We start from the raw sequence: 25134 nt of genomic DNA, 5'->3' as shown, positions 1-25134 counted from the left end.
CATGGAACAGGTAATCGGCGTTATCGGCGGAAGCGGGCTCTACGAGATGGAAGGGCTTCAGGACGTTCGGAGCATTGTCGTTGAAACCCCCTTCGGCGCACCCTCGGATGAGTTCGTGACCGGCGTGCTGGACGGTGTGCCCATGGTGTTCCTTCCGCGCCACGGCCGGGGCCATCGGCTCCTGCCGACTGAGGTCAACTACCGGGCAAACATCTACGGCATGAAGAAGCTCGGCGTCACCCGGATCATTTCCGTTTCCGCCGTGGGCAGCATGCGGGAGGAGATCGTGCCGGGGCATATCGTGATCCCGGACCAGTTCATCGACCGGACCAATGCCACCAGGTCAAGTACGTTCTTCGGCAACGGGGTGGTTGCGCACATACAGTTTGCCGACCCGGTCTGCGCCGACCTTTCCGCCGATCTCTATGCGGCGGCGCAGGAGGCAGGGGCAACGGTCCACCGGGGCGGGACCTATATCTGCATGGAAGGGCCGGCCTTTTCCACCCGGGCGGAGTCAAACCTCTACCGCTCTTTCGGCGTATCGGTCATCGGCATGACCAACATCCCCGAAGCAAAGCTTGCCCGTGAGGCGGAGATCTGCTACGGCGTCATCGCCCTGGCCACCGATTACGACTGCTGGCACGAGTCCCATGATGACGTGTCCGTGGATGCCATTATTGCCATCATCAAGCAGAACGTGGCCATGGCCAAGTCGATCATCCGCAATGCGGTCCGCCGGATTGGCCGGGAGCGGGATTGCCCCTGTGCGTCGGCGCTCCGCTATGCCATCATCACCGACAAGGCCGCGATTCCTGACGAGACGAGGGAGCGGCTCGATCTCATCATCGGCTCGTACGTCTAGGGAGGGATACATGGGCATTCTCGTTGTGGGTTCGGTTGCATTCGATTCGGTTGAAACCCCTTTCGGCAAGGGAGATCATGTACTGGGCGGCTCAGCCACCTACTTCTCGACCTCGGCCAGCTTTTTCACCGATGTCAGCCTGGTGGCGGTAGTGGGCGAGGATTTCCCGGAAGAGCACGTGGCGTTTCTCCGGTCGCGAAACGTGGATCTTCGCGGGCTTTCCCGCGAACAGGGGAAGACCTTTCACTGGAAGGGAACGTATGGCTACGACCTGAACGAGGCGCAGACCCTGGAGACACATCTGAACGTCTTCGAGAGCTTCAGGCCCCGTATTCCCGATGCATACCGTGATGCCGAGTATCTGTTCCTCGCCAACATCGATCCCGAACTGCAGATGGAGGTGCTCAACCAGGTGGAACGTCCTCGCGTCGTGGCGTGCGACACGATGAATTTTTGGATATCCTCCAAGCCCGAGGCGCTTCGGCGGGTCGTTGCGAAGGTCGATATTTTCATCATTAACGAGGGAGAAGCCCGTCAGTTCACGGGGCAGGCGAATCTCGTCAAGGCTGCGCGCCAGATCCTCGATATGGGGGTCAAGACGCTGATCATCAAGCGCGGAGAATATGGCGTCCTCATGTTCAGCGACAACTCGGTCTTTGCCGCACCCGCATATCCTCTGGAAGGGGTGTTCGATCCCACCGGCGCCGGAGATACTTTTGCGGGCGGCTTTATGGGATACTTGGCCAACACCGGGGATACCTCCGAGGCGGGCCTTCGCCAGGCCATCATCTTCGGAAGCGTCATGGCATCGTTCAATGTGGAGGATTTCAGCCTGAATCGCCTGAAGGGTCTTGGTTACCGCGAGATCGAGGAGCGGTACCGGAGTTTCAAATCGCTGACCCATTTCGAGGGGATCGCCGATGGGCGCGGGGGGGCTCTGGCTCCTGCCTGACGGCGCCTGCGTTGACAATAACCGTCGACTCTGGTAGGGTTCAGGGTGTGCGGGGCCGTGTGGAGCGCCTTTTGGCGATGCACCGGCCCCGTTTGGACACTCACTGACGGTTCCGAGGTTGCCTGTGAGATTCACGCACATACTCCCCATGGTTCTCTGCTTACTCGTGGCCGCCTGCGCCGCGAATGACGCCTCCCGCAACCAGGCGTCCTACCACTATCAGATGGGGTTGTCCCATCTGGGCGAACACGATACGACCCGCGCCCTTATCGAGTTCATCGAAGCAGAGAAAATCACGCCGAATGACCCCATTCTCCTCAACAGCCTGGGGCTTGCCTATTTTTACAAGAAGCGATTCGATCTGGCTGAGTTGAAGTTCAGAAAGGCCATTTCCCTGAAGCCCGATTACTCCGATGCCAGGAATAATCTCGGGGTGAACTATCTGGAGATGCAGCGTTGGGATGACGCCATCTCGCAGTTCAAGCTGGTAATGGCGGACCTTCTCTTTCTCAACCAGGAAGACGCTCGCATCAATCTCGGCCTCGCATACCTGGGCAAGGGGGACTTGCCCCAGTCTCTCGATACGCTCCGCACTGCCGTCTCTTATAATTCCCGGAATATAATCGCCCGTGTTGCCATCGGCAGGGTCTACTTTGCCATGGACAGGGCCGAGATGGCCATTGAGGAATACAAGAAAGCCATCGAGATCAACAAGAATTATCAGAACGCCCATTACTACCTTGCCTTGGCCCATGTGAAGCAGAAGGACTACGTGGCAGCGGCGGATGCGTTTCGCGAAGCGATCCGTATAGCCCCCGATTCCGAAAAAGGGCGGCTCTCGCGTGAATACCTGGACTCGTTGAAGTGAGGGGCTTCAGTGGCTGACGCCGTACATGCCGCAAGAGGGGACGCCTCGGTCGGAACGCTGCTCCGGGAAGCGCGGGAGGCCAGAGGTCTGTCCCTTGACGAGGCGGCCCGGGTTACCCGCCTTGGGAAAAACTATCTGGTCGCTCTTGAGACCGACGATTTCGGCAAGCTTCCCAGTCTTGCCTATGCACGCGGATTTATCCGGGCGTATGCCGGATTCCTGGGGATTTCAGCCGATGAGTTGCTCAGCCGTTACGATGCGGTTGACGATGATGGCGGATGTTGTCCTCCGGCGGAAGAAGCCATGCCAGCCACTCAGGGAAAGGTGGCGGACGCGGTTTTGCTTCGTAACCGCTGGTCCCTGCCGCTGGTGCTGCTGTTGCTGGTTATTGCCCTGGCTCTCATGCTGAGGCTGCAGGATGAGGAGCCAGGCAGTCCGATCGGGGCCGGACAGTCGACCGCATCTGCCCCCGGGGCCGGGCATCCGGCCGCGACGCCGTCCCCCCAGCTTCAGCTATCCACGGCACGGCAGCCTGAAGTATCCTCCCCAGTTCCTGTCGACGACACTGTGTCCGAACAGCAACCTGCCGAGGGCGTTGCGGTCTCATCTCCTGCGCGCGGGATCATTCTCAAACTCAAAATCAACAGGGACTCGTGGCTCAATATAACCATTGACGAGTCGGTGTCCCAGCAATACGATCTCAAGGCGGGTGACCTCATCGAGTGGAAAGGCGAACGCGTCTTTGCGCTTGATATCGGCAATGCCGGGGGGGTCGAGGGAGAGTTCAACGGGAAGCCCCTCGGCGTGCTCGGTGACGAGGGGAGGCCGACCCATCTGGTTTTGTCGGTCGATGGCGGGGGCGATTAACGTCTCGCCGCAATGGCGGTGTGGGATGCTATCCTTTTTTTCGCACAAGGAGTGAATCATGTATTTGTCGCGTTGCCGGAAGTGCGGGAGAGTGATGAAGGGCGAGCGGATCGATCAGTACCGCGTCAAGTTGACCTGCTCGTGCGGTTTCTCCGACTTCCGCACCATGACCGAAAAGGTGAAAACCGTGAATCCCTTTTTCCAGAGGGGAGGCTTCAGCCCCCTGCTGGAAAGTGAGCGGGGTAAGATGGTGCTCACCATGCAGCGGGCCAACCGGGAGCATCTTGAGATCATTTCACTGGAGGAGATCAGCATGCTCGTCTCTTCCGACTTTGATCTTCCCCAGGTGCTCCAGCATGTGACCGCCAAGGTGGCGACGCAGCTCAAGGTGAGCGTCTGCAATATTTACCTGCGCGAGGGAGATGAGGTCGTGCTCGCGGCAACCCATGGCTTCGACCCGGCCTTCATCGGCAAGATCAGGATCAAAATAGGGGAAGGGATAACGGGCGCGGTTGCCCGGGATGGCCAGTACATCTCCCTGAATCGTGCCTCCCAGGATCCCCGCTACCGCTATTTCCCCGAGCTCCAGGAGGAAAAGTACAACTCCATGCTCTCCTTTCCCATCGGCGACAAGAAGGAGGTCTACGGGGTCATCAATCTCAATACCACGTCCATCCGGTCGTTCCATGAGGACGAGATCTATTTCGTCTCGATCATCGCGAACCTCATTCTTACCGCCATAAAGCTGCGGCAGCAGGTGGCTTCGTCCCGGAAGGCCACGGAGGCGTCTGCTTGACAGTGGGGGGCCCCATGCTAGACTCAATCAGAGATATGCACATATTCCGGGGAGTTCACTTCTTTGGCTCTGCAGATAAAAAAGAAAATTCTAGTGGTTGATGACGAGGAGAATGCGCGGATCGGTCTGACCAAGCTCCTGGAGCGGGAGGGATTCGAGGTCGCGAGCGTTTCCAACGGTTTTGAAGCGCTCAATTATCTTCAGCAGCGGGAAGTCAACGTTATCGTTACCGACATCAATATGCCGGAAATGAACGGCATCACGTTCCTGAGAGAGCTCAACAAGAGCTTTCCCCGCAGCAACGTAATCATGATTACCGCCTATGGCGGGGTTGAATCCTATATCGAGGCCATGAACCTGGGGGCCTTCGAATACATCAACAAGCCGGTGAAACTTGACGAACTCAAGTCAATCCTGACGAAAATTTTCAAGGAAAGCTGTCATTAAACTCTTCAACGTCAAGGGGGATGAGATGAAGCCGTTCAGCACCATTGTGTTTCCGACCGATTTTTCCGAAAATTCGGAGTATGCCTTTGACTATGCCCTTACGCTTGCCAAGCAGTTCAGTGCCAGGCTCGTGGTCATCCACGTGATCAATGAGCCGGTCGACCTGCGAGGCTTTTATGTCCCCCACGTTTCCTTCGAGAAGCTGGAGGAAGAAATCGTGGCCGCCGCCGAAAAGATGATGGACAAATTCTGCCGGACAAAGATCAAGGATCATGAGAATTACACCAGTTACATCGTCTCGGGGATTCCCTATGACGAGGTTCTGAAGAAGGCGGCAGAGGAGGATGCCTCCCTGATCGTCATGGGAACCCACGGCCGCAAGGGGATCGACCACTTCCTGTTTGGCAGCACGGCGGAACGCGTTGTCCGCAATGCCAAGTGCCCGGTCATGACCGTACGCCCGCCCGAAGCCTGAGACATCTCCCTCACAGGGCAGCAGACAGGGGCAGCCACCGTGCTGCCCCTCGTTTTTTCTTGCCCGCCGGTCCGTCAGTTGCCAAGATCGCACGACCCGCAGTCCACTTCCCCCTGAAGGTACGCCATACAGCCATGATGACGGAGAAAAAGGAATCCAAGGGCACCATCCTCATTATCGATGACGAAAAAGTCATTCTCGATCTGACCTCCATCGTCCTCAGGAATCGAGGCTACACGGTCCATACCGCGCCCGATGCCACGTCCGGCATGGTTGCGCTGGAAGAGTGCCGGCCGCAGATGGTGCTCCTCGACTACATGATGCCGATGGTGGATGGTCTCACCGCACTCAAGCAGATCCGGCAGCGTCATCCCGATACCTATGTGATCATCTTCACCGGCAAGGGAAACGAGGAACTGGCCGTAGAGCTGATGAAGGCGGGAGCCTCCGACTACATCGTCAAGCCGTTCAACAACCAGAACCTGGTCGAGCGGATCGAGAATGTGCTCCGGATCAGGGAGGTCGAACTCAGAAACCAGGAGCTTCTTCAGGAGCGTGAGTTGCTCCTGGCGGAGATCGAAGCCTGGAACCAAGAGCTCGAACGTCGCGTCCAGCAGAAGAGCGAGGCCCTCCAGCAGGCCCAGGCCGAGATCGTGCAGTCCGAAAAACTCGCATCCCTCGGCTATCTCTCCGCGGGCATGGCCCATGAGATCCGCAACCCCCTCAACTCCATTTCACTGTTCGCCCAACTGCTCAAGAGCACGCTCGATGATCCTGAAAAAGCGGGCTATGTCGATAAGATTCTCAAGGAAGCCGACCGGATAGACGACATCATGCGCAAGCTTCTGGATGCTTCGAAGCGGCCCCGCTTCCAGTTGAGCGAGGTCCGGCTCGACCGGGTCATCGAGGCGACTCTCGAAGCGTTTCGCCCCCAGATATCGCTCCACGGCATCGCGGTGGTCAAGGAGTTCCGCCGGATACCGCCTCCGTTCCAGGCTGACCCGGCCGAGATCGAGCAGATCTTTACCAACCTCTTCCTCAACTCCATCCACGAGATGAACGGCGGGGGAACCCTGACGGTAGTGCTCGACCAGGACGAGCGGAACATGGTCATCAGGATTGCCGACACGGGCCCCGGTATCCCCCGGGAGCACGTGGCAAAGATATTCGATCCGTTCTTCTCCACCAAGACAAGCGGCAGCGGTCTCGGTCTTGCTGTGGTGCTCAGGATCGTCAAGACCTACAACGGGCGGATCGAGGTTGAGAAGAGCGACGACAGCGGCACGGTCTTCGCCATCCGGCTCCCCTTGGCCGAAGTGTGAGCCTGCCCTTTGCCCTTTTCTTTTCGCGGGTGATTTTGTATGATTGCCCACACTTTCAACGCACGACGGAGGGCGCATGGACGCCGGCCGGGGAACGATCCTTATTATCGATGACGATGCCTTTTTCCTGAAAGTCCTTTCGGATGCATTCACCGAGAGCGGCTTCAGGGTCGTGCAGGCATCCAACGGAACGGACGGAGTTCAGGCATTCATCACCCATCGGCCCGATGCCGTCATCTCCGATCTCATCATGCCCGCCATGGGAGGGGTGAGCACCTGTCTCGAGATCAGGCGTCTTGCCGGGGACGAGGAGCCGGTCATGGTGCTGCTCACCTCCATGTTCAAGGATCCGCCCCACGAGCACGACGAGCCCGAGATGGGCGCGCGGGTTCACGTGTCCAAATCGACCAGGCCGGTCGACATCGTGATTATCGTGGAACAGCTACTGGACCGGAAAAAACGCGGCCGGAGCGGGAACTGAAAGAGATCGATGCCTCTGTTGGTACGCAACCTCATTCTCGCCCCGAACCAGGGGGATGAGCTGCTGCGCGGGATGTTCGCCCGGCGGTTTTCCCTGGATGAACGGGAGATCGTCGATTTCCGGCTCGTCCGCAAGAGTATCGATGCCCGCCGCAAGCCACGGATCAAGTTCGTCTGCACTGTTGAATGCTCGCTCCTCAATGAGGCCGCATTCCTGGCCCGCCACGGCCATGACCCCGATGTCGCCGTACATGCTCCGCCAGAACAGCCGGCCTTTCCATCTCTTGAATCTTCCCAGCGCATCGTTATCGTCGGCATGGGGCCCGCCGGGCTTTTTGCGGCACTGCGCCTGGCGGAATACGGCCTTGTCGCCACCATCATCGAACGCGGCCGGCCCGTGGAGGAGCGGAGCAGGGATGTCCAGGCCTTCTGGTCTCAGGGAGCGCTCGATCCGGAGAGTAACGTCCAGTTCGGCGAAGGGGGCGCCGGGACCTTTTCCGACGGCAAACTGACCACGAGGGTGAATGACCCGAACATCAGGTACGTGCTCGACAAACTGATCGGCTTCGGCGCTCCGCCCGAGATCGGCTGTCTTGCCAAACCGCACATCGGCACTGACCGCCTGCGCCTGGTGGTTGCCTCCATTCGCCGGTGGCTGCTGTCCGCGGGGTTCGACATCCGGTTCCGCAACAGGCTGACCGATCTGACACTCTCCGGCGGATCGGTGGGGGCCGCGGTGATCAACGGAGCCGATGAGCTTCCCTGCGATGCGCTTATTCTCGCTCCGGGCAACAGCGCCCGCGATACCTACGAGATGCTGCTGCGCCGGGGGGCGCTCCTCCAGCCCAAACCCTTCGCCGTGGGGGTGCGGGTTGAGCATCCCCAGCAGCTCGTCAACCGGATCCAGTACGGCGCGGGCCACCATCCCGCCCTGCCGCCGGCTGACTATGCCCTGGCATGGAACGATCCCCGTACCGGACGCTCCGCCTATTCCTTCTGCATGTGTCCTGGCGGCGTGGTGGTGGCGGGAAGCTCCGAGACGGAAGGGGTGGTGACCAACGGCATGAGCGCCTATCTGCGGAATTCTCCGTATGCGAACAGTGCCCTGGTGGTTACCGTCGGGCCGGAGGATTTCGGAGATCCGTCTCCCCTGGCCGGGATCGGATTCCAGCGTAGCCTGGAGCGGCGTGCCTTTGAGGCGGGCGGCGGGGAGTACCGGGCGCCGGCTCAGAACCTGCTTGCGTTTCTCGGCATGAAGGGGGCGGGGCCGGTGTCGTCGAGCTATTGTCCTGGCGTTCGCGAGGCGGAACTGGATCGGGTGCTCCCCACCCCTGTGACAGACGCGTTGCGGGAGGGGGTCCGCCATTTCGACCGGAAGATGCGGGGCTTCCTGACCGCCGAAGCAACCCTCACCGCACCGGAGACCCGTACGTCGGCACCCGTTCGCATCGTGCGGGGAGAGAACCTGCAATCAGTGGGGCTCCCCGGCCTTTATCCGGCAGGGGAAGGTGCCGGCTATGCCGGGGGAATCATGAGCGCCGCACTGGACGGCATTCGCGTGGCCGACGCCATTGCGCGGAGCATATCCGCAGACACAAGGAGAGCACTTTGAGCAAGGTTTTCATAGCGAGCATCCGTGACCGCGATCTGGTCGATTCCGTGTTTCTCGTGAAGGAAAAGATCATGGCCATGGCCAAGAACGGCAAGCCCTACATGACGCTTCGGCTCATGGACAAGAGCGGCGAGATCGAGGGGCGCGTCTGGGACAATGTCGACCAGTTGTCGGCCTCCTTCGACAAGGATGACTTCGTTGCAATCCGGTCCAAGGCCTCGGTCTACCTGGGCAAGATGCAACTCATCATTTCCGAACTGGTGAGGATTTCCGAAGACAAGGTCAACCTGGCAGACTTTCTCCCCGAGTCGGACCGTACCATTGCCGAGATGGAGGCCGAACTCGAGGCCCTGGTGGAAACCTTTTCCGATCAGCACCTGAAAGCGCTGATGAAGGCCTTTTTCGACGATCCTTCCTTTATGGCGCTCTATCGGACCGCGCCGGCCGCCAAGGGGATGCACCACGTCTACCTGGGGGGGCTGCTGGAGCACTCGCTGGCCGTGTCACGACTGGTTGACGCCATCGTCCCCCTCTACGCGGATCTCAACCGCGACCTGCTGGTGGCAGGCGCCCTGTTGCACGACGTGGGCAAGGTGCGGGAGATGACATACCTGCGTTCCTTCGACTACACCGACGAGGGTAAACTCATCGGACACATTACCATCGGCGTGGAAATGCTCCAGGAGCGGATTTCGACCATCCCCGGCTTCCCGCCGGAGCTGGGGATGCTGCTCAAGCACATGCTGCTGTCCCACCATGGCCAGTACGAATACGGTTCCCCCAAGCGCCCCAAGACCGTTGAAGCAACGATTCTCAACTACCTGGATGATCTGGACTCCAAGATCAACGGGATCAGGACCCATATCCGCAAGGAAGGCGAGAACCAGGGGCGATGGACCTCTTATCACCGGCTCTATGACCGCTATTTCTACAAGGAGAGCTACAGCGGCGAGGAGGAATGCCGGGAAGTGGCGGATGAGTTGATGGTGCCCGAGCCGGAGCCGGTACCGCTGCCGGTTGCCCCCCGGGCCGCGGAGGCCGAGCGCAAAAGCGGCGACACCGTCAGAAAGGGGTTCAGCAACAATCCGTTCGAGGGTTTGCAAAAGAATCTGGATCTGTTCTGAGCATATACTTCCACTGAGAGAGGGTGTGTCATGATCTTTGAAACCGTTGTCGTCGGCCCGCTGGGGGTCAATTGTTTCATACTCGGCTGCGAGCAGAGCCGCGAAGGGGTAATCGTGGATCCGGGAGCGGAATCCGGGCGGATTCTCGAACGGGTCGGCGAACTGGGGCTCAAGGTTGGCATGGTGATAAACACCCACGGCCACTTCGATCACGTGGGGGGCAACCGGAAGGTGCTGGAAGCCACGGGGGCGAAGCTGCTGGTCCACCGGGACGACGTCCACTTCCTCGGCCGCGCCGCGGACGTGGCTGCCATGTACGGCCTCGACACGGAGAATTCGCCGGGCCCCGACATGCTTCTGGAGGACGGTATGACCCTTTCCGCGGGGGCTCTTACCCTCCGCGTTCTCCATACGCCCGGCCACACGCCGGGGGGGTGCTGTCTGCTCCTGGAGGGGGAGGGGAAAGTGCTCACCGGTGACACCCTGTTCGAGGAGTCGGTGGGGCGCACCGATTTTCCGGGCTCGTCCCACGAGGCCCTCATCACATCCATCCGCGAGAAGCTTCTGACCCTGCCGGACGAGACTGAAGTCTATCCGGGCCATGGCCCGGCAACGTCCATCGGCCGGGAGCGGCGGTACAACCCCTACCTGACGGATTAGCGCGCACGCGTAACCTCTGGGAAACAGTGCGCGGCGGAGGCTCAATGCTCAAGGGAAAAGAGATCGTCCTCGGTGTTTGCGGCGGCATCGCAGTCTACAAAGCCGTTGAGCTCGTACGGCTGCTCACGGGGGCTGGTGCGAACGTCCATGTCATCATGACGCGAGCGGCCACGGAGTTCGTGGCTCCGCTCACGTTCCAGACCCTTACCTCCAACCCCGTGCACACGGAACTCTTCAATCTCATCGCCGAACGGGAGATCGGCCATATCTCCCTGGCGGACCGGGCCGATCTCTTCGTCATCGCCCCGGCCACGGCCAACGTGATCGGCAAGATCGCCCACGGCATCGCCGACGACATGCTCACCACCACGGTCATGGCCACCAGGCACCGGTCCTGATCGCCCCTGCCATGAACTGCAACATGTACCGCAATCCCCTCTACCAGGAAAACGAGGCGCGGCTGAGGCGCCACGGCTACCTGTTCGCGGACCCGGTACGGGGAATGCTCGCCTGCGGCTGGGAGGGAGAAGGGAAGCTCCAGTCCCCCGATATCATCTTCGAGGAGGCGGTCACCGCCCTCACGCCGAAGGATCTGGCCGGCGAGCACCTGCTGGTGACCGCCGGGCCGACCCAGGAGGAGATCGATCCGGTCCGCTTCGTGAGCAACCACTCGTCGGGCAAGATGGGATACGCCATTGCCCGGGCCGCCCGGCGCCGCGGGGCGGAGGTGACGCTGGTCTCGGGCCCCACCTGCCTCGATGCCCCCTGGGGGGTGGAAACGGTGCGGGTGGCGTCGGCCGTGGAGATGCGCGCTGCCGTCATGGCTGCCCTGCCGGCGGCCACGGTTGTGATCAAGGCGGCTGCCGTGGCCGATTATCGCCCTGTAGTGCGCGCGGCGGGAAAGATCAAGAAAAATGCCGACTCGCTGGTGATCGAGCTGGAGAAGAACCCCGACATCCTTGCCGAACTTGGAGGAATCAAGGGGGACCGCCTGCTGGTGGGGTTCGCCGCCGAAACTGCCGATCTGCTGGAAAACGCCCGGAAGAAACTGGTTGCCAAGAATGTGGACATGATGGTCGCCAACGACGTGAGCCTGGAGGGCGCCGGATTCCACGGCGACACCAACATTGCCCGCCTTCTCTATCGTGACGGGGCCAGCGAGGAGCTGCCGCTCATGACCAAGGACGACATGGCGGCCCTCATTCTTGGCCGGGTGGCGGAATTGAGGAAAAAGACGGGGTAACGGAGCGGGGCAGGGGCGTCAGGCCGAGGAGAGGATCTGGAGAAGTTTCTCCGGCTCCCAGATGGCCTGGCGGAGGCGCCCCTTGAGGGATGCCACCTGGGCAAAGGCATCATCCCTGGAGAGCTTGCCGCTCCGGTAGAGCAGGCGCAGGTTCCTCCTCACCGCCTCCGCCGCGGTCAATGCCCGTTCACCGGTTGGGTCTGCCTGGTAGAAGCGTGACTCCTCCATCCTGGCCAGAAAATCGAATACCGCTTCCTCGGCAAGGGTCATGAACTCTGCCCGGTCGCCATTTTCCAGCACGTAGCTCGATGAATCCGACATGGTTTTGATTACCTGCTGCCATTTTTCCAGCCGCGAAACCAGAAGGATCGAGTTGAAGATCCGCTTGTTGGTGCCAAAGGAAAAGATGGTGTCCGACAGCACGTTGCGCAGCAGGGTGTCGTTTGCCTTGTAGTTCTCGAGGCAGACCGTGCGGGCCGTTTCCCAGATATCCCGGTCCACGAAGGTTTCGAACCGCATCTCCCAGTAGGCGTGCTTGAGGGTGAGCGTGGAAAAGCTGCCCATGATCTTGTACGGAACAAAGTAGTTGTGGGCGACCGTATCCGCCGCCAGGTGCGCCAGATAGCCGTACGCGCACGCCTTCTGGGGCGGATTCCAGGCGTATTCCAGGACCTTCATGCCGATCCGCCAGCGGTGGCAGTGCTGAAGATAGTGGGTGAACTTCTTGCCGATGGTGATGTCCGCCGCGATGCACCCGTAGAGAAAGTCGTGGGGGTACTGGCCGATGACTGCGGCCACGGCGGGGGTTACGGCGGAGAGGTTGTTTATGACCGCCGTTCCCAGCTGGAGGTGGATGCCGGCTCCCCAGGCAAAGGCATCAACGGGCGCGGCGATGATGATGAGCAGAATGGCGGCGAAGAGCATAGCATAATCGTATTGAACCCTTAGAAAAAAGTAAAGGAGTTTGCCGTGACCGGTGACACCCCGCGTGAGGTGATCGCGTCCCTGCGCCGCTATCTGGAGGAAGTCCGGGAGACGGGCGTGGAGGGTCTTCCTCTGGCCGCTCCCGCGTTGAGCGCCCCTGCGGCAGAGATGTCCCCCGCTCCTGCGGCTTCCGCTGGCGTGCGGGAAACCCTCGACGATATCCGGCGCGAGATGGGCGAATGCCGCCGGTGCGCCCTTGGCGCCGGCCGGACCAACCTCGTGTTCGGGACCGGCAATCCTGCCGCGCGTCTCATGATCATCGGCGAGGCGCCCGGCCGCGACGAGGATTTGCGCGGCGAACCCTTCGTGGGGGAGGCGGGGCAACTCCTGACCAAAATAATCGAGGCCATGGGCTTCGCCCGCGAGGATGTCTACATCTGCAATGTGCTTAAATGCCGGCCGCCGCACAACCGCGATCCGGCGCCCGTCGAGATCGAGGCGTGCTCATCCCTCATGTTCCGCCAGGTGAAGGCCGTGGCGCCCGAGGCCATTCTGGCGCTGGGCACCTTCGCGGTTCAGGCCATCCTCGGTACCAAGGAGCCCATTTCGCGGCTGCGGGGGCGGTTCCACGACTACCACGGCATCCCTCTCATGCCGACGTTCCATCCGGCTTTCCTGCTGCGCAACCCGGAAAGGAAGAGGGAGGTGTGGGACGATGTCCGGCAGGTCATGGGGCTTCTGGGCAAGGAGGTTTCCGGCAAGGGGACCAGGAGGTGACGGGGAATGGCTAAGGGGTATCAGGCAAACAGGGAACGGCTGGAGCAGATAGGCTTACTGGGCAAGGCTCTCGCCAAGCGGGCCGGCTTCGCCTGCGAATGGTGCGAGGGGAAGGATGACCTGCGTCCGTGGGACTATCGTCCTGACGACGACCCGTCGGAGGAGACCCTGGCGCTTCTCTGCGGCCGGTGCAGGGCGCTCGCCGAAGGCCGCAGGGGGGATGCCCATGAGCTGCGTGGAATCCGTAATGCCCTGTGGAGCCAGGTGCCGGCCGTTGCCGAGGGGGCTGCCCGGGTCCTGGCCACGAGCAGGGAGCCCTGGGTGCGTGAAGCCATTGAGGAGAGTCTTATTGACGAGACGGTAAAGGCGGAGATACTGGGGACCTGAGGGGCCGACCGCCGGCGCGCGGGAAGAGGGGCATGTCTGACAGGCGCCCCGGAGGTGGAAGGATATGTACGAGCATCTCTACGAAGAAACCATGACCGAGGAGACGGCGCTGCCGTTCGAACTGCCCGAGTGGATCGCCTGCGCACCCTTTGAGGAATACCTGGGGATGACCATCGACGAGGCTGACGGGGGCCGGGCAGTGCTGACCATGCCGTTCCGCGTGAAGCACGCCCAGGGAAAAGGGCTCATGCACGGCGGTGCGGTAACGGCCCTGGCCGACACCGCGGTTGCCATGGCCATCAAGAGTCTTCTCCCCGAAGGATCCCACTTTGTGACCATGGAGATGACGCTGAAGTTTCACGCCCCGATCCGCGGCGGCACCGTCAAGTCCGTGGCGGAGGCGGTACGGGAGGATGAGAGGACGATCAGGGGGACTGCCGAGGTGTTCGACGGTAACGGCACAAAGGCGGCAACCTTCACCTCGATCTTCCGGGTCAAGCGGCGGTGAGGCGCTGAGATCATCCCATGGCGTCTCCAGGATTTTTCCGCGTTGCTGCCGCTCGTTCAAGAGCTGTATGTCTGCGGTGCTGCTCGATCAGCCCGGCCGTTCCCGTCACAATTCCGGCCGAGATCTGCTGAAACCTCAGATTCGGGCATATCCTGTCAGAGCGGCATGCCGAGCCGCCGCATCTTTTCCACCAGCGTTGTCCTGTTCAGGTTGAGCAGCGCCGCGGCCCGGGCCTTGACGCCGTCTGACAGAGCCAGTGCGTCCCTGATCATCCCCCGCTCGATTTCAGCCAGCACCTTTACGAGGTCGACTCCCCTGCCGGTCAGGCGGGTCAATCCCTCTTCGCGGACATTGTGCGGCAGGTCCTGCAGGGTGACGGTATCGTCTTCGGTAAGAGCCGCCACCCGCTCCATGACGTTCTCCAGTTCCCGCACGTTGCCGGGCCACTGGTAGCTTTCCAGTGCCTCGAGCGTGTCACTGGCAAGCGACATGTTCCGCCGCTGCATCTCCTTGCAGTACTTGGCAAGAAAGTGCTTGGCCAGGGGAAGGATATCCTCGACCCGTTCCCTCAGGGGAGGGAGTTGCAGGGGGATCACATTGAGCCGGTAAAAGAGATCATCCCTGAAGTTCCCTTTCCTGACCTCCTCTGCCAAGTCCAGGTTGGTGGCCGAAATGATCCGGACATCGATCTTGACGGGACGGGTGGAGCCCACCCGTTCCACCTCCTCTTCCTGAAGCACGCGCAGGAGCTTTGTCTGCAACTGCATCGGCATCGTGCCGATTTCATCGAGGAAGATGGTTCCGCCGTGGGCCGCTTCGAACTTGCCGATTTTGTCCCGCATCGCACCGGTAAACGCGCCCTTGACGTAGCCGAACAGTTCCGATTCCAGCAGGTTTTCCGGGATTGCCCCGCAGTGGACGGCAATGAACGGCTTGTCGCGCCGCCCGCCATTGAAGTGGATCGCCTTGGCCACCAACTCCTTGCCGGTGCCCGATTCGCCCCCTATCAGGACGGTTGAGCCGGTTTTGACGATCCGTTTCATGAGGGCGAAAACGTGCTGCATGGCGGGAGAGCTGCCGATGATGTTGGCGAATTCGAACTTGTCGCGCAACTGCTTCCGGAGGTAGACGTTTTCGGACAAGAGCTGCCGCTTCTCCACTGCCTTGCCGATGATGATCTTCAGTTCGTCGAAGTTGAGGGGCTTGGTGATGTAGTCGAAGGCGCCCTCTTTCATGGCCTCCACTGCCGTTTCCGCCGAGGCATGGCCGGTGATGAGGATCACTTCGGTGAGGGGGGCGTCTTCCTTGACTTTCTTAAGGATGTCGATGCCGCTGGCATCGGGGAGGAAAAGATCGGTAATGACAATGTCGAAGGTGTCGCGGGTCAGGGTCTGGAAGGCCTCGTTGCCCGACCCGGCGCTTTTCACCGCATGGCCGGCCGCCTTCAGCAGGAGGGTCAGGGCTTCGCGCCCGGTTTCTTCGTCGTCGATCAGGAGGATCCTGGTCCGCTCTTTCATGGCACCTCCGCGGATAGGCCTGAAAAATAGCATCAATCGGCTATGCTTGGCAAGCATCCCGTGACCGCGGCAGTGCGCGAAGGGGCTCTGGGACCCGTTCCGCTTTGCCTTTGCAAAGCCATCTGCCCTCTGCTACTATAGCCCGGTTTATGAAGATCAAACGCCTGGACATTGCTGGTTTCAAATCATTCGTCGACAAGGTCTCCTTCGACTTTCAGCAGGGGATTACCGGCATTGTCGGGCCCAACGGCTGCGGCAAGTCGAACGTGGTCGACGCCATCCGCTGGGCCATGGGCGAACAGTCGGCCAGGAACCTGCGCGGCCGGTCCATGGAGGACATCATCTTCGGCGGCAGTGAGTTCCGCAAGCCCCTCGGCATGGCCGAAGTCTCCATGGTCTTTGCCACCGATGACGGCCGGGTGCCGGCCAAGTACCTGAACTACAGCGAAATACAGATCACCAGGCGCCTCTACCGGGATGGGGAGAGCGAGTACTTTCTCAACAAAACCCCCTGCCGGCTCATGGACATCACCGAGCTCTTCATGGACACCGGCGTCGGGGCCCGCGCTACTCGATCATCGAGCAGGGCAAGATCGGGATGATCCTCCACTCCAAACCCGAAGAGCGTCGCTTCATCATCGAAGAGGCGGCCGGGGTCACCAAGTTCAAGGCCCGCAAACAGGTCGCGCTCAGAAAGATAGACCTCACCCGCCAGAACCTGCTCCGCATCGGCGACATCCTCTCCGAGATCAAGCGCCAGCTCAACTCCCTCCAGCGGCAGGTGAAAAAGGCGGAACGGTTCAGGGAATACCGGGAGGAACTCCGCGAGATCGAAATCCATGCCTCGGTCCGGCGGTTCACTGCCCTTGACGCGGAAAAAGAGCGGGTCGAGGGCCTGCTGCGCGAGGCGGTTTCCCGCGAGAGTGCTCTTGCTGCCGACCTTGAGCGACGGGACCTGGAGCTTGCCGAGCATCGGCTTGCCCTTGCCGAGCGGGAAAAGGACGTTGTTGCCGCACAGGAGGGGCTTTTCCGGCAGAAGGCGGATATCCAGGCATGCGAAAGCCGGATCGAGTTCCAGCGCCGCGAGCTGTCCTCCCTGGAGCGCCAGCAGGAGCGCGTGGCCGTCGAGCTCTCGACCGCCGGGGCGCAGCTTGCGGCCGCCGAGGAAGAGCTCGCCCGGCTGGTGGAGCAGAGCGGATCCTTTGCAGTGGAGGTGGCAGGGGAAGAGGAAAGCCTCCAAGCGCGGGAGATGGAGCTGGAAGAGATGACCGGCGCCGAGCGGGAACTCGCCGCCCACCTGGACGAAGCCCGCCGCGGGCTTTTCTCGCTCTTGTCCGAGATCGCCCAGCTCAACAACCAGCGAACCGCTGCCATCCGCCGCCTGGAGGGGCTCGCGGAGCGTGCTGACCGCAACCGCCGGGAAGGAACCCTGTTTCAGGAGCGGCTGATTGAGGCCACGGGCAAGGTGCACGAGCTCGACGGCACGGTGTCCGGTCTTGGCCGGGCAAAGGCTGACCTCCAGGAACGCCTTCCGGTCATGACCCGCCGCGAAGAGGAGGTCCGGCAGCGGCTGGCCGAGGCCGAGCGGGAACTCGTCGCCCGCCGGGACGAACTCTCGCGGGCGGCCTCTCGTCTCCATTCGCTCCAAGAACTGGAAGCCCAATTTGCCGGATACGGCCAGGGGGTTCGCAACCTGTTCCTGTCCGAGCGTTTTGCCGGCCGGTTCGGCGGCGTGCTCGCCGATGCGGTGGAGACCGGCGCCGATTACGAGACGGCCCTGGAGGCAGTCTGCGCCGAGCGGCTCCAGTACGTGCTCAGCGCGAGCGATGAGGCGGCCCTGGACGCCATTGCCCATCTCAAGGAATCGGGCGGCGGCCGCTGCGGCATTATCGTGGCGGGCACCCCGGCCGACGACCGTTCATCCGTTGCCGGGGCCATGCCCCTGCTGGATCGGGTTTCCATTGTCGCAGCCTGGCGTCCCCTGATCGAACCGTTGTTGGCCGACGTCCATCTGGCGGATACCCTGGCCCAGGCCCTTTCCCTGTCACGGCAGCATCCCCGGGCAACCTTCGTTACCCTCCAGGGAGACCTCGCCTTTGGCGGGGGGATCGTGAACGGCGGTTCCGCCGAGAACGCCGGTCAGGGGCTTGTTCACAAGAAAAGGGAAATCAGGGAGCTTTCCGGAACCGTGGAGCGCCTCGAGTCGGCAGTGCGGGAAACCGAGGCGCGCCGGGAGGAGTTCCGGGGGGAGCGTTCCCGGCTGGAAGAGGAAGTGCGCGACCTTCGGCAAACCCTCCACCAGACGGAGATCCAGTTCGTCAATGCCGAGAAGGATCTCCAGCGGGCCCGCGAAGAGTGCCAGCGGATCGAGGAGCGGATTGCCATTGCGGGGATTGAGGACGAGCAGCTTCAGGACGAACGCAGGACCCTGGACGAAGAAGTTGCCGACGCCGACGGCCGCCGCGCCGAGCGCGAGGCAAAGCGGGAAGCGCTTGATGCCGAAGTGGCGAGAACGCAGGAAGCCCTGACGGTTAGCCGCCGTACAATCGAGGCCGCCCGTGATGCGGTCACGGCCCTCAAGGTCAAGGGAGCCCAGCTCAGGGAAAAGCGGGAGGCCGCGTCCCGGGCCACGGTACGAACCGAGGAGTCGATCCGGGACCTACGTGAACGCATTGGCCGGCTACGGGGAGAAGGGGAGTCGTCAGCCGCCGAGCGGGAACGCCTGGCGGTTGCGATTACCGCCGCCGAGGACGATCTCAAGGGCTATCTTGCGGCGTATGCCGAAGCAGAGTCATTATCCCGGAGCCTTCGCACGGAATTCGATACCCGGGCCGAGGCGGTGCGGGTGGAAGAGTCGGGCCTGCGGGAGCTTCGTCATCAGTGCGAGGCTGCCCGGGACGAAGTTGCCGCCCACAAGCTCACCCTGTCCGGGCTCACCCTTGAACTCAATCATCTGATTTCCTCCTTGGCGGATAAGTACCGGCTGGAGATGCGCGAGGTCATGCCATCCTACGCCGACAGGCCCTTTGACGAGGAAGCGGCTGCCCGTCGTCAGGCCGAGCTCGGCCGGTTGATCGACGAAATCGGCGAAGTGAACCTGACGGCCATCGAGGAATACCGGGAGTTGGAGGAGCGGTTCGCGTTCCTTTCATCGCAGAAAGAAGACCTGGAAGAGTCGCTTCAGTCGCTCCAGCAGGCTATCCAACGGATCAACCGGACCACCCGCAAGCGTTTTTTGGAAACCTTCACCCTGGTCAACGGGAAGTTCCAGGAGGTGTTTCCCCGGCTGTTCTGCGGCGGTCGGGCTGAACTGCGGCTCACCAACGAGGAAGACCTGCTGGAAACCGGGATCGATATCATTGTTCAGCCGCCAGGGAAAAAACTCCAGAACGTGACCCTGCTCTCGGGCGGTGAGAAGGCCCTCACCGCGGTGGCGCTCATCTTTTCCATCTTCCTCATCAAGCCGACGCCCTTCTGTCTTCTGGACGAGGTCGACGCCCCTCTCGACGACGCCAATATCGGCCGGTTCAACGACATGGTGCGTGAGATGAGCGAGGTGTCGCAGTTCATCATCATTACCCACAACAAGGCAACCATGGCCGTTGCCGACACCCTCTACGGCGTGACCATGGAGGAGCCCGGCGTGTCGAAGAGCGTGTCGGTCAAACTGAACTAACCAAACGTCCGAGGTGATTCGTGCCGTTCAAAAGGATTCTGACCGAACTGGTCGATGCCGTTCCCGGCGCAACCGGAGCAATCCTCGCCGACTGGGAGGGGGAGGCTGTTGCACAGCATGCCCTCATGGACGATTATGAAATCAAGATCATCGGTGCCCATAAGGGCATCCTCCTCGCCCACCTCAAGGAGCTCCAGGAGCGGCTTGCCGGTGGAGCCGTCCTTGAGGCGGTCATCACCACGGCGGGTGTCCGCGCCATCGTGGGCCCGGTGGGGGATGACTATTCACTTGTCATGACACTGGAGCGTGGCGCCATTCCCGGCCGGGCGCTCATTGACTTCAGATCGGCCGTGGAACGTCTGGCCAAGGAGATATACTGAGATGGCGGAAGAACGGAAAGGCTTTTTCAAGGGACTCTGGGGTAAGGTCACCGGTGGCGAGCGTGAGCAGGAAGAGGCAGTCAATGAAGCGACTCCCGCCACCGCGGATGCCGCCGCACCGCCGGAGCAGGAGGATCGGCGCCCCGGATTGTTCGAGCGGCTCAAACAGGGGCTGAGTAAGACCCGCGACAGCCTAGTGGGGCGCATTGATCGCCTCGTGCTCGGCAAGAAGGAGATTGACGCCGACACCCTTGAGGAACTGGAGGAGATACTCATCACTGCCGATCTGGGCGTCCAGACCACTGTGGAGTTGATCAGGGGGCTGGAGCAACGTCTCTCCCGCAATGAGCTCAAGGACGGCGAAGCCTCCGGGAGGCGCTCAAGGAGGATATCCACGGCCGCCTTGCCCGTGATGCCCATCAACTGGACGTGACGGGTGCCTCCCCCTTCGTCATCATGGTCATCGGCGTCAACGGGGTCGGCAAGACCACTACCATCGGCAAGCTCGCGGCCCGGTTTACCGCCCAGGGGAAAAAAGTGATTCTGGCCGCCGGCGACACCTTCCGCGCCGCTGCCGCCGAGCAGCTCCAGATATGGGGCGAGCGGACCGGTGTCGACGTGATCCGCCACAAGGAAGGGGCGGATCCGTCGGCCGTGGTGTTCGACAGCATCAAGGCGGCCGTGGCCCGTGGCGCGGACATCCTCATCGTCGACACCGCCGGCCGTCTCCATACCAAGGTAAACCTCATGGAGGAACTTAAAAAAGTCCGTCGCATCATGTCACGGGAGGTTCCCGGCGCTCCCCACGAAACGTTGCTGGTCCTTGACGCGGCAACGGGACAGAATGCCCTCTCGCAGGCGAAACTCTTCAAGGAGGCAGCCCAGGTTACCGGTATCGCCCTGACAAAGCTCGACGGTACGGCAAAGGGAGGAATCGTGGTTGCAATCTGCAACGAGTTCAGGATTCCCGTCCGTTACATCGGTGTCGGCGAAGGAATCGACGACCTGCGGGATTTCGATCCCTCCCAATTCGTGGACGCCCTCTTTCAATAAATGGCCTTGACTAAACAACAGGGCAGAATATATTATTTTATCCCTAAAAAGGTATTTGCTCATGGATACGGAACTGTTTTCGGACCTGGAACGGCGTCTTGACATGCTTCTCGAACGCTACGGCGCCCTGAAGCGGGAAAACGAACAGCTTCGAGCGGACAATGCGAGGCTTCAGCAGGAGCGCGAGGGGGTCAAGACCCGAATTGACGGTATCCTGCGGAAACTCGAAGGTATCTAGTGTCCGACAAGCAGTCCCACCGCATCAAGGTTCTCGGGCGCGAGTTGACCGTCAAAAGTCCCTCCTCGGCGGAGCACGTGAGAGAGGTCGAAGGCCTTGTGAACCGCAAACTTGCGGAAGCACGGGCACAGGTGCCGGTGGGGGACCCCCAGGTTCCGGTGATTCTGGCGCTCATGAATCTGGCCGAGACGTCTCTTTCCCTTGCCAGGGAGCTTGAAGAGCAGCGCCATGCCGGCAGCGACAAGCTTCGGCGGTTGATGCGGCGTATCGAAGATGCCCTTCTGTGAGGGCTTGTCCGGCTGACAGTCGCCGGTTCTCGACTCCCTTCGGGAGAGTTTATAAATAGAAAGTGCGGTACAAGCGGTTCGGGTTGGTTACGGAAAGATTGATCAGTTTCAACAGAAAACCTCGTCGTTGGAGCCATAGGGGTTTTGGCTGTTTTTACTGATAACGGCCTGCAGGAATTATCAGAGATGCGGAGAGGGTAATCACGACGCTACGGTTTCATACTTCGTCACGCCATACGCCATTACCCGAAGCATAGCCTTCCTTCCTGTCTGACGCCGGCATATCTTCTCCAATTCTTCTCCAGGATCCTTCCCTCCTCGGACCCCGTCCCCGTGTACCGTTAATGGCCGATGACCCTGCGTCACGGTCACACGACCCAATGCCCAAGCGCGCCCTGAGACAGTCAATGCTCGCGTTGCGAAGATCCCTGGCCCCTGCCGAGGCCAGGCGGGCTTCCGAGGCCATCCAGCGCTCGTTTGCGGACAGCGACGGCTTCCGGAAGTCACGGGTCGTTGCTCTCTACGCCCCCATCAGGGGTGAGGTCGACACGGGTGACGTGCTTCGGCTTGCCCTCGACCAGGGAAAGACGGTTCTCCTGCCCGTCGTGTGTGGCGACGAGCTCCGTTTCATCGAAGTGACAGACCCGGCAGGACTCCGCCCGGGTTCATACGCTATTCCGGAGCCCTGTCTAACGGGAACTGCCGTTGCTCCCGACCGCGCGGACATCATTGTTGTGCCGGGGGTGGCCTTTGATCTGGCCGGCCGCCGGATCGGCTATGGAAAGGGGTTTTATGACCGGGCACTCCACCATCTGGAGGGAACGGGCCGACTTGTCGGCTTTTGTTACGATTTCCAGCTTGTTGATGAAATACGGGGAGAGCCCCATGATGTGGCGCTCGATCTGATCGTTACCGAGAAGAGGATCATTCGTCCTCTCGGTTAGAAATATACCTGAGGAGGTACCGGAACATTGAAGATAGAACTGGCAATTATTTTCATCGTCCTCGCGGCAGGAGCGGGATTTCTGATCGGAAACCTGCTGCGCAAGAAACTCTCTGATTCTCTGGTAAGCAAGGCCGAAGAACTCGCCTCCCGCATCGTTGACGATGCCAAGCGCGAAGCGGAGACGATCAGCAAGGAAGCCGCTCTCCAGGCCAAGGATGTCGTCTATCAGGCCAAGGCCGACTTCGAGCGGGAAGCAAAGGAAAAACACAAGGATCTTCAGAGCCTGGAAAAGCGCCTCCAGCAGAAGGAAGAGAACCTCGACAAAAAGATGAACCTCTTCGATCAGCGCGATGCCGACCTGACCAAGAAGGAGCAGGGCATCCTCGCACGCGAGCAGTCGCTCGCAAAAAAAGAGGACTCCCTTGATGCGCTCGCGGCCGAGCAGCGGACCAAGCTGGAGCAAATCTCCGGCATGACCTCGGCCGAAGCGAAAAAGATTCTTATGGATGCCATGGAGAGCGAGGCCAAGCTTGATGCCGCCAAGCGGATCAAGGCCATCGAAGAGGAGGCACGCGAGACCGCGGACAAGAAGTCCAAGGAAATCATATCACTTGCCGTCCAGCGGTATGCGGGCGAGTATGTTGCCGAAAAGACCGTATCAGTGGTTGCCTTGCCCTCCGACGAAATGAAGGGCCGGATCATCGGCCGTGAAGGTCGCAATATCCGCGCCCTTGAGGCTGCCACCGGCATCGACCTCATTATCGACGATACCCCCGAGGCGGTCATCCTTTCAGGCTTCAACCCGGTTCGCCGCGAAGTGGCAAAGATCGCCCTTGAAAAACTCATCGCGGACGGACGGATTCACCCCGGCCGCATTGAAGAGGTGGTGGCCAAGGCAGAGGAAGAAGTGGAACAGGCCGTCAAGGAGGCTGGCGATCAGGCGGCCTTCGACCTTGGCGTGCACGGCATCCACCCTGAGATCCTCAAACTCATCGGTCGGTTGAAATACCGTACATCTTACAGCCAGAACGTATACCAGCACTCGCTGGAGGTCGCCTTTCTCTGCGGCATCATGGCCTCGGAACTGGGCGTCAACGTCAAGCAGGCAAAGCGCGCCGGTCTGCTCCACGACTTGGGCAAGGCGGTGGACCACGAGGTCGAAGGATCCCACGCGGTCATCGGCGCCGAACTTGCGCGTAAATATGGCGAGTCGCCCAAGATTGTCCACGCCATCATGGCCCATCACGAGGATGAGAAGCCGAATTCGATCCTCGCCGTTCTCGTTCAGGCCGCCGACGCCCTCTCCGGCGCACGGCCGGGGGCGCGCCGGGAAATGATGGAAACGTACGTGAAGCGGCTCGAGGACCTTGAGCGGATCGCCTGCTCCTTTGGCGGTGTAAACAACTCCTTTGCCATTCAGGCCGGCAGAGAAATCCGCGTCATGGTGTCGAGCGAGGAGGTGTCCGACGAGCGGGCCGTTCTGCTGGCCAAGGACATCGCCAAGAAAATCGAGGCCGAGATGACCTATCCCGGCCAGATCAAGGTGAATGTCATCCGGGAAACCCGCGCCATAGAGTATGCCCGTTAACATCCTCTTTATCGGCGACATTGTCGGGAGCCCGGGGCGCCAGGCTCTTGTCCGCGAACTTCATCGGCTCGTGGATCATTATCGGGTGGATCTTGTCGTGGCCAATGGCGAAAATTCGGCCGGAGGCTTCGGGATTACCGAGGAGACGGCAAAGGAGCTCTTCTCGCTCGGGATCGACGTCCTGACCAGCGGCAACCACATTTGGGACAAGCGCGATTCCTTTTCCTTCATCGGCCGGGAAGAACGGCTGGTACGCCCGGCAAACTACCCTCCCGGCACCGTGGGGCGCGGAGCAACCGTGGTCCGCACTGCCGGAGGAGTTCCGGTTGGCATCCTGAACCTTGAGGGGCGGGTATTCATGAACAATCTGGATTGCCCGTTCCGTGTCGCTGACCAGGAAATCGAGAGGCTGAGGGAGTCGACGCCGCTCATTTTCGTCGACTTCCATGCAGAAGCCACATCGGAAAAAATCGCCCTTGGCTGGCATCTCGACGGCAAGGTCAGTGCGGTCGTTGGAACGCATACCCATGTTCAGACCGCCGATGAACGTATCTTGCCCGGCGGCACGGCGTATATTACCGATGCGGGCATGACGGGAAGCTTCGACTCGGTCATCGGGGTTCGCAAAGAGCTGGCCTTGGAGCGGTTTGTCACGCAGATGCCGGTCAGGTTCGAGGTTGCAAAGAAGGACGTGCGACTCAACGGAGTTGTCATTGGTGTCGATCCGGTCAGTGGTCGGGCACTCTCCATTGAGCGCATTTCACTAATCTGTTCGTGAGGAGGATTGCCCAGGCCATGTCCGTTGCCGATCAAATGGCGCTCATCAAGCGGGGCGCAGTAGAGATACTGGTAGAGAAGGAACTTGAGGAAAAACTTGAGAAGTCGGCCAGAACCGGAGTGCCCCTCACGATAAAGGCCGGCTTCGACCCCACTGCGCCCGATCTTCACTTGGGGCATACGGTTCTTCTGCACAAGATGCGTCAATTCCAGCAGCTCGGACACGAGGTTATTTTCCTCATCGGCGATTTTACCGGCATGATCGGTGATCCGACCGGCAAGTCCGAAACGCGCAAGGCGCTCAGCCGCGAGGATGTTCTGCGCAACGCCGAAACCTACAAAGAACAGGTGTTCAAGATCCTCGATCC

The 25134-nt window shown here is 60.9% G+C and carries 24 protein-coding genes and 4 pseudogenes (1 of these 28 only partly in view); 26 read left to right on the top strand and 2 right to left on the bottom strand.

Annotated elements, in window-relative coordinates; all coding sequences use genetic code 11:
• Nucleotide 1 precedes the first annotated feature (1 nt).
• The 13 genes and pseudogenes from A2G06_11235 (at nucleotide 2) to A2G06_11175 (ending at nucleotide 11708) form a co-directional block, all read left to right on the top strand.
• The gene (locus A2G06_11235; GenBank protein ANA40757.1) at nucleotides 2–862 is read left to right on the top strand and encodes an S-methyl-5'-thioadenosine phosphorylase; all 861 of its coding nucleotides are present in this window, start codon (nucleotides 2–4) and stop codon (nucleotides 860–862) included.
• A gap of 10 nt (nucleotides 863–872) precedes the next feature.
• Nucleotides 873–1814 (top strand): sugar kinase, encoded by a 942-nt coding sequence (locus A2G06_11230; protein ID ANA40756.1) that lies wholly within the window; start codon nucleotides 873–875, stop codon nucleotides 1812–1814.
• A 124-nt stretch (nucleotides 1815–1938) separates the two neighbouring features.
• Complete coding sequence (locus tag A2G06_11225) at nucleotides 1939–2682, top strand: hypothetical protein (GenBank protein ANA40755.1); 744 nt, start codon at nucleotides 1939–1941, stop codon at nucleotides 2680–2682.
• Nucleotides 2683–2691: 9 nt separating this feature from the next.
• Complete coding sequence (locus tag A2G06_11220; protein ID ANA40754.1) at nucleotides 2692–3549, top strand: DNA-binding protein; 858 nt, start codon at nucleotides 2692–2694, stop codon at nucleotides 3547–3549.
• 58 nt (nucleotides 3550–3607) lie between these two features.
• Complete coding sequence (locus A2G06_11215; GenBank protein ID ANA40753.1) at nucleotides 3608–4345, top strand: histidine kinase; 738 nt, start codon at nucleotides 3608–3610, stop codon at nucleotides 4343–4345.
• Between the two features lie 63 nt (nucleotides 4346–4408).
• Nucleotides 4409–4792, top strand: a complete 384-nt coding sequence (locus A2G06_11210; GenBank protein ID ANA40752.1) for a two-component system response regulator — start codon at nucleotides 4409–4411, stop codon at nucleotides 4790–4792.
• A gap of 25 nt (nucleotides 4793–4817) precedes the next feature.
• A complete protein-coding gene (locus A2G06_11205) occupies nucleotides 4818–5267 on the top strand; it encodes a universal stress protein (GenBank protein ID ANA40751.1) in 450 nt (149 codons plus the stop codon).
• Between the two features lie 134 nt (nucleotides 5268–5401).
• Nucleotides 5402–6589, top strand: coding sequence for a hybrid sensor histidine kinase/response regulator (locus A2G06_11200; protein ID ANA40750.1), 1188 nt, complete (start codon nucleotides 5402–5404; stop codon nucleotides 6587–6589).
• 76 nt (nucleotides 6590–6665) lie between these two features.
• The gene (locus A2G06_11195; protein ID ANA40749.1) at nucleotides 6666–7070 is read left to right on the top strand and encodes a histidine kinase; all 405 of its coding nucleotides are present in this window, start codon (nucleotides 6666–6668) and stop codon (nucleotides 7068–7070) included.
• Between the two features lie 9 nt (nucleotides 7071–7079).
• Entirely contained in the window at nucleotides 7080–8681 is a 1602-nt protein-coding gene (locus A2G06_11190; GenBank protein ANA40748.1) for a hypothetical protein, read from the top strand.
• A complete protein-coding gene (locus A2G06_11185; GenBank protein ID ANA40747.1) occupies nucleotides 8678–9805 on the top strand; it encodes an HD family phosphohydrolase in 1128 nt (375 codons plus the stop codon). Before A2G06_11190 ends, A2G06_11185 begins: the two co-directional genes overlap by 4 nt.
• 30 nt (nucleotides 9806–9835) lie before the next feature.
• A complete protein-coding gene (locus tag A2G06_11180; protein ID ANA40746.1) occupies nucleotides 9836–10465 on the top strand; it encodes an MBL fold metallo-hydrolase in 630 nt (209 codons plus the stop codon).
• A 44-nt stretch (nucleotides 10466–10509) separates the two neighbouring features.
• Nucleotides 10510–11708, top strand: a pseudogene (locus A2G06_11175) (phosphopantothenoylcysteine decarboxylase).
• 18 nt (nucleotides 11709–11726) lie between these two features.
• On the opposite strand, the gene A2G06_11170 reads toward A2G06_11175, so the two are convergent.
• Entirely contained in the window at nucleotides 11727–12632 is a 906-nt protein-coding gene (locus A2G06_11170; GenBank protein ID ANA40745.1) for a hypothetical protein, read from the bottom strand.
• A gap of 45 nt (nucleotides 12633–12677) precedes the next feature.
• Here A2G06_11170 and A2G06_11165 point away from each other — a divergent pair, with 45 nt between their 5' ends.
• The 3 genes from A2G06_11165 to A2G06_11155 all read left to right on the top strand — a co-directional run bounded on the left by A2G06_11165 (nucleotide 12678) and on the right by A2G06_11155 (nucleotide 14304).
• Nucleotides 12678–13409: a uracil-DNA glycosylase gene (locus tag A2G06_11165; GenBank protein ID ANA40744.1), complete on the top strand. Its 732-nt coding sequence runs from the start codon at nucleotides 12678–12680 to the stop codon at nucleotides 13407–13409.
• Nucleotides 13410–13415: 6 nt separating this feature from the next.
• Nucleotides 13416–13796, top strand: a complete 381-nt coding sequence (locus A2G06_11160) for a hypothetical protein (GenBank protein ID ANA40743.1) — start codon at nucleotides 13416–13418, stop codon at nucleotides 13794–13796.
• A gap of 64 nt (nucleotides 13797–13860) precedes the next feature.
• Nucleotides 13861–14304 carry an acyl-CoA thioesterase gene (locus A2G06_11155; GenBank protein ANA40742.1) on the top strand — a complete coding sequence of 148 codons (444 nt, stop codon included), beginning with the start codon at nucleotides 13861–13863 and terminating at the stop codon, nucleotides 14302–14304.
• A gap of 155 nt (nucleotides 14305–14459) precedes the next feature.
• On the opposite strand, the gene A2G06_11150 is transcribed toward A2G06_11155, so the two are convergent.
• Nucleotides 14460–15821, bottom strand: a complete 1362-nt coding sequence (locus A2G06_11150; protein ID ANA40741.1) for a Fis family transcriptional regulator — start codon at nucleotides 15819–15821, stop codon at nucleotides 14460–14462.
• A 149-nt stretch (nucleotides 15822–15970) separates the two neighbouring features.
• On the opposite strand from A2G06_11150, the pseudogene A2G06_11145 reads away from it, so the two are divergent.
• The 10 genes and pseudogenes from A2G06_11145 to A2G06_11100 all read left to right on the top strand — a co-directional run.
• A pseudogene (locus A2G06_11145) lies at nucleotides 15971–19497 on the top strand (chromosome segregation protein SMC).
• 20 nt (nucleotides 19498–19517) lie between these two features.
• A complete protein-coding gene (locus A2G06_11140) occupies nucleotides 19518–19877 on the top strand; it encodes a GTPase (protein ANA40740.1) in 360 nt (119 codons plus the stop codon).
• Between the two features lies 1 nt (nucleotide 19878).
• A pseudogene (locus A2G06_11135) lies at nucleotides 19879–20930 on the top strand (signal recognition particle-docking protein FtsY).
• Nucleotides 20931–20991: 61 nt separating this feature from the next.
• Entirely contained in the window at nucleotides 20992–21168 is a 177-nt protein-coding gene (locus A2G06_11130; GenBank protein ANA40739.1) for a cell division protein ZapB, read from the top strand.
• Entirely contained in the window at nucleotides 21168–21455 is a 288-nt protein-coding gene (locus A2G06_11125) for a cell division protein ZapA (protein ID ANA40738.1), read from the top strand. The genes A2G06_11130 and A2G06_11125 overlap by 1 nt, the downstream gene beginning before the upstream one ends.
• 97 nt (nucleotides 21456–21552) lie before the next feature.
• Nucleotides 21553–21656: pseudogene (locus tag A2G06_11120) on the top strand (hypothetical protein).
• 179 nt (nucleotides 21657–21835) lie between these two features.
• Nucleotides 21836–22399: a 5-formyltetrahydrofolate cyclo-ligase gene (locus tag A2G06_11115; GenBank protein ANA40737.1), complete on the top strand. Its 564-nt coding sequence runs from the start codon at nucleotides 21836–21838 to the stop codon at nucleotides 22397–22399.
• Between the two features lie 27 nt (nucleotides 22400–22426).
• The gene (locus A2G06_11110; protein ID ANA40736.1) at nucleotides 22427–23989 is read left to right on the top strand and encodes a ribonuclease Y; all 1563 of its coding nucleotides are present in this window, start codon (nucleotides 22427–22429) and stop codon (nucleotides 23987–23989) included.
• The gene (locus A2G06_11105; protein ID ANA40735.1) at nucleotides 23979–24767 is read left to right on the top strand and encodes a metallophosphoesterase; all 789 of its coding nucleotides are present in this window, start codon (nucleotides 23979–23981) and stop codon (nucleotides 24765–24767) included. The genes A2G06_11110 and A2G06_11105 overlap by 11 nt, the downstream gene beginning before the upstream one ends.
• Before the next feature lie 17 nt (nucleotides 24768–24784).
• Nucleotides 24785–25134, top strand: the 5' end (the start) of a protein-coding gene (locus A2G06_11100; GenBank protein ANA40734.1) for a tyrosine--tRNA ligase. Its footprint extends 862 nt past the window's final position; 350 of the gene's 1212 nt are visible here — the first part of the coding sequence; its start codon is at nucleotides 24785–24787; its stop codon lies off the right edge, out of view.

The organism is Geobacter anodireducens, assembly GCA_001628815.1.
Taxonomy (GTDB): Bacteria; Desulfobacterota; Desulfuromonadia; order Geobacterales; family Geobacteraceae; genus Geobacter; species Geobacter anodireducens.
This window is presented reverse-complemented; position numbering and strand designations above follow the sequence as displayed.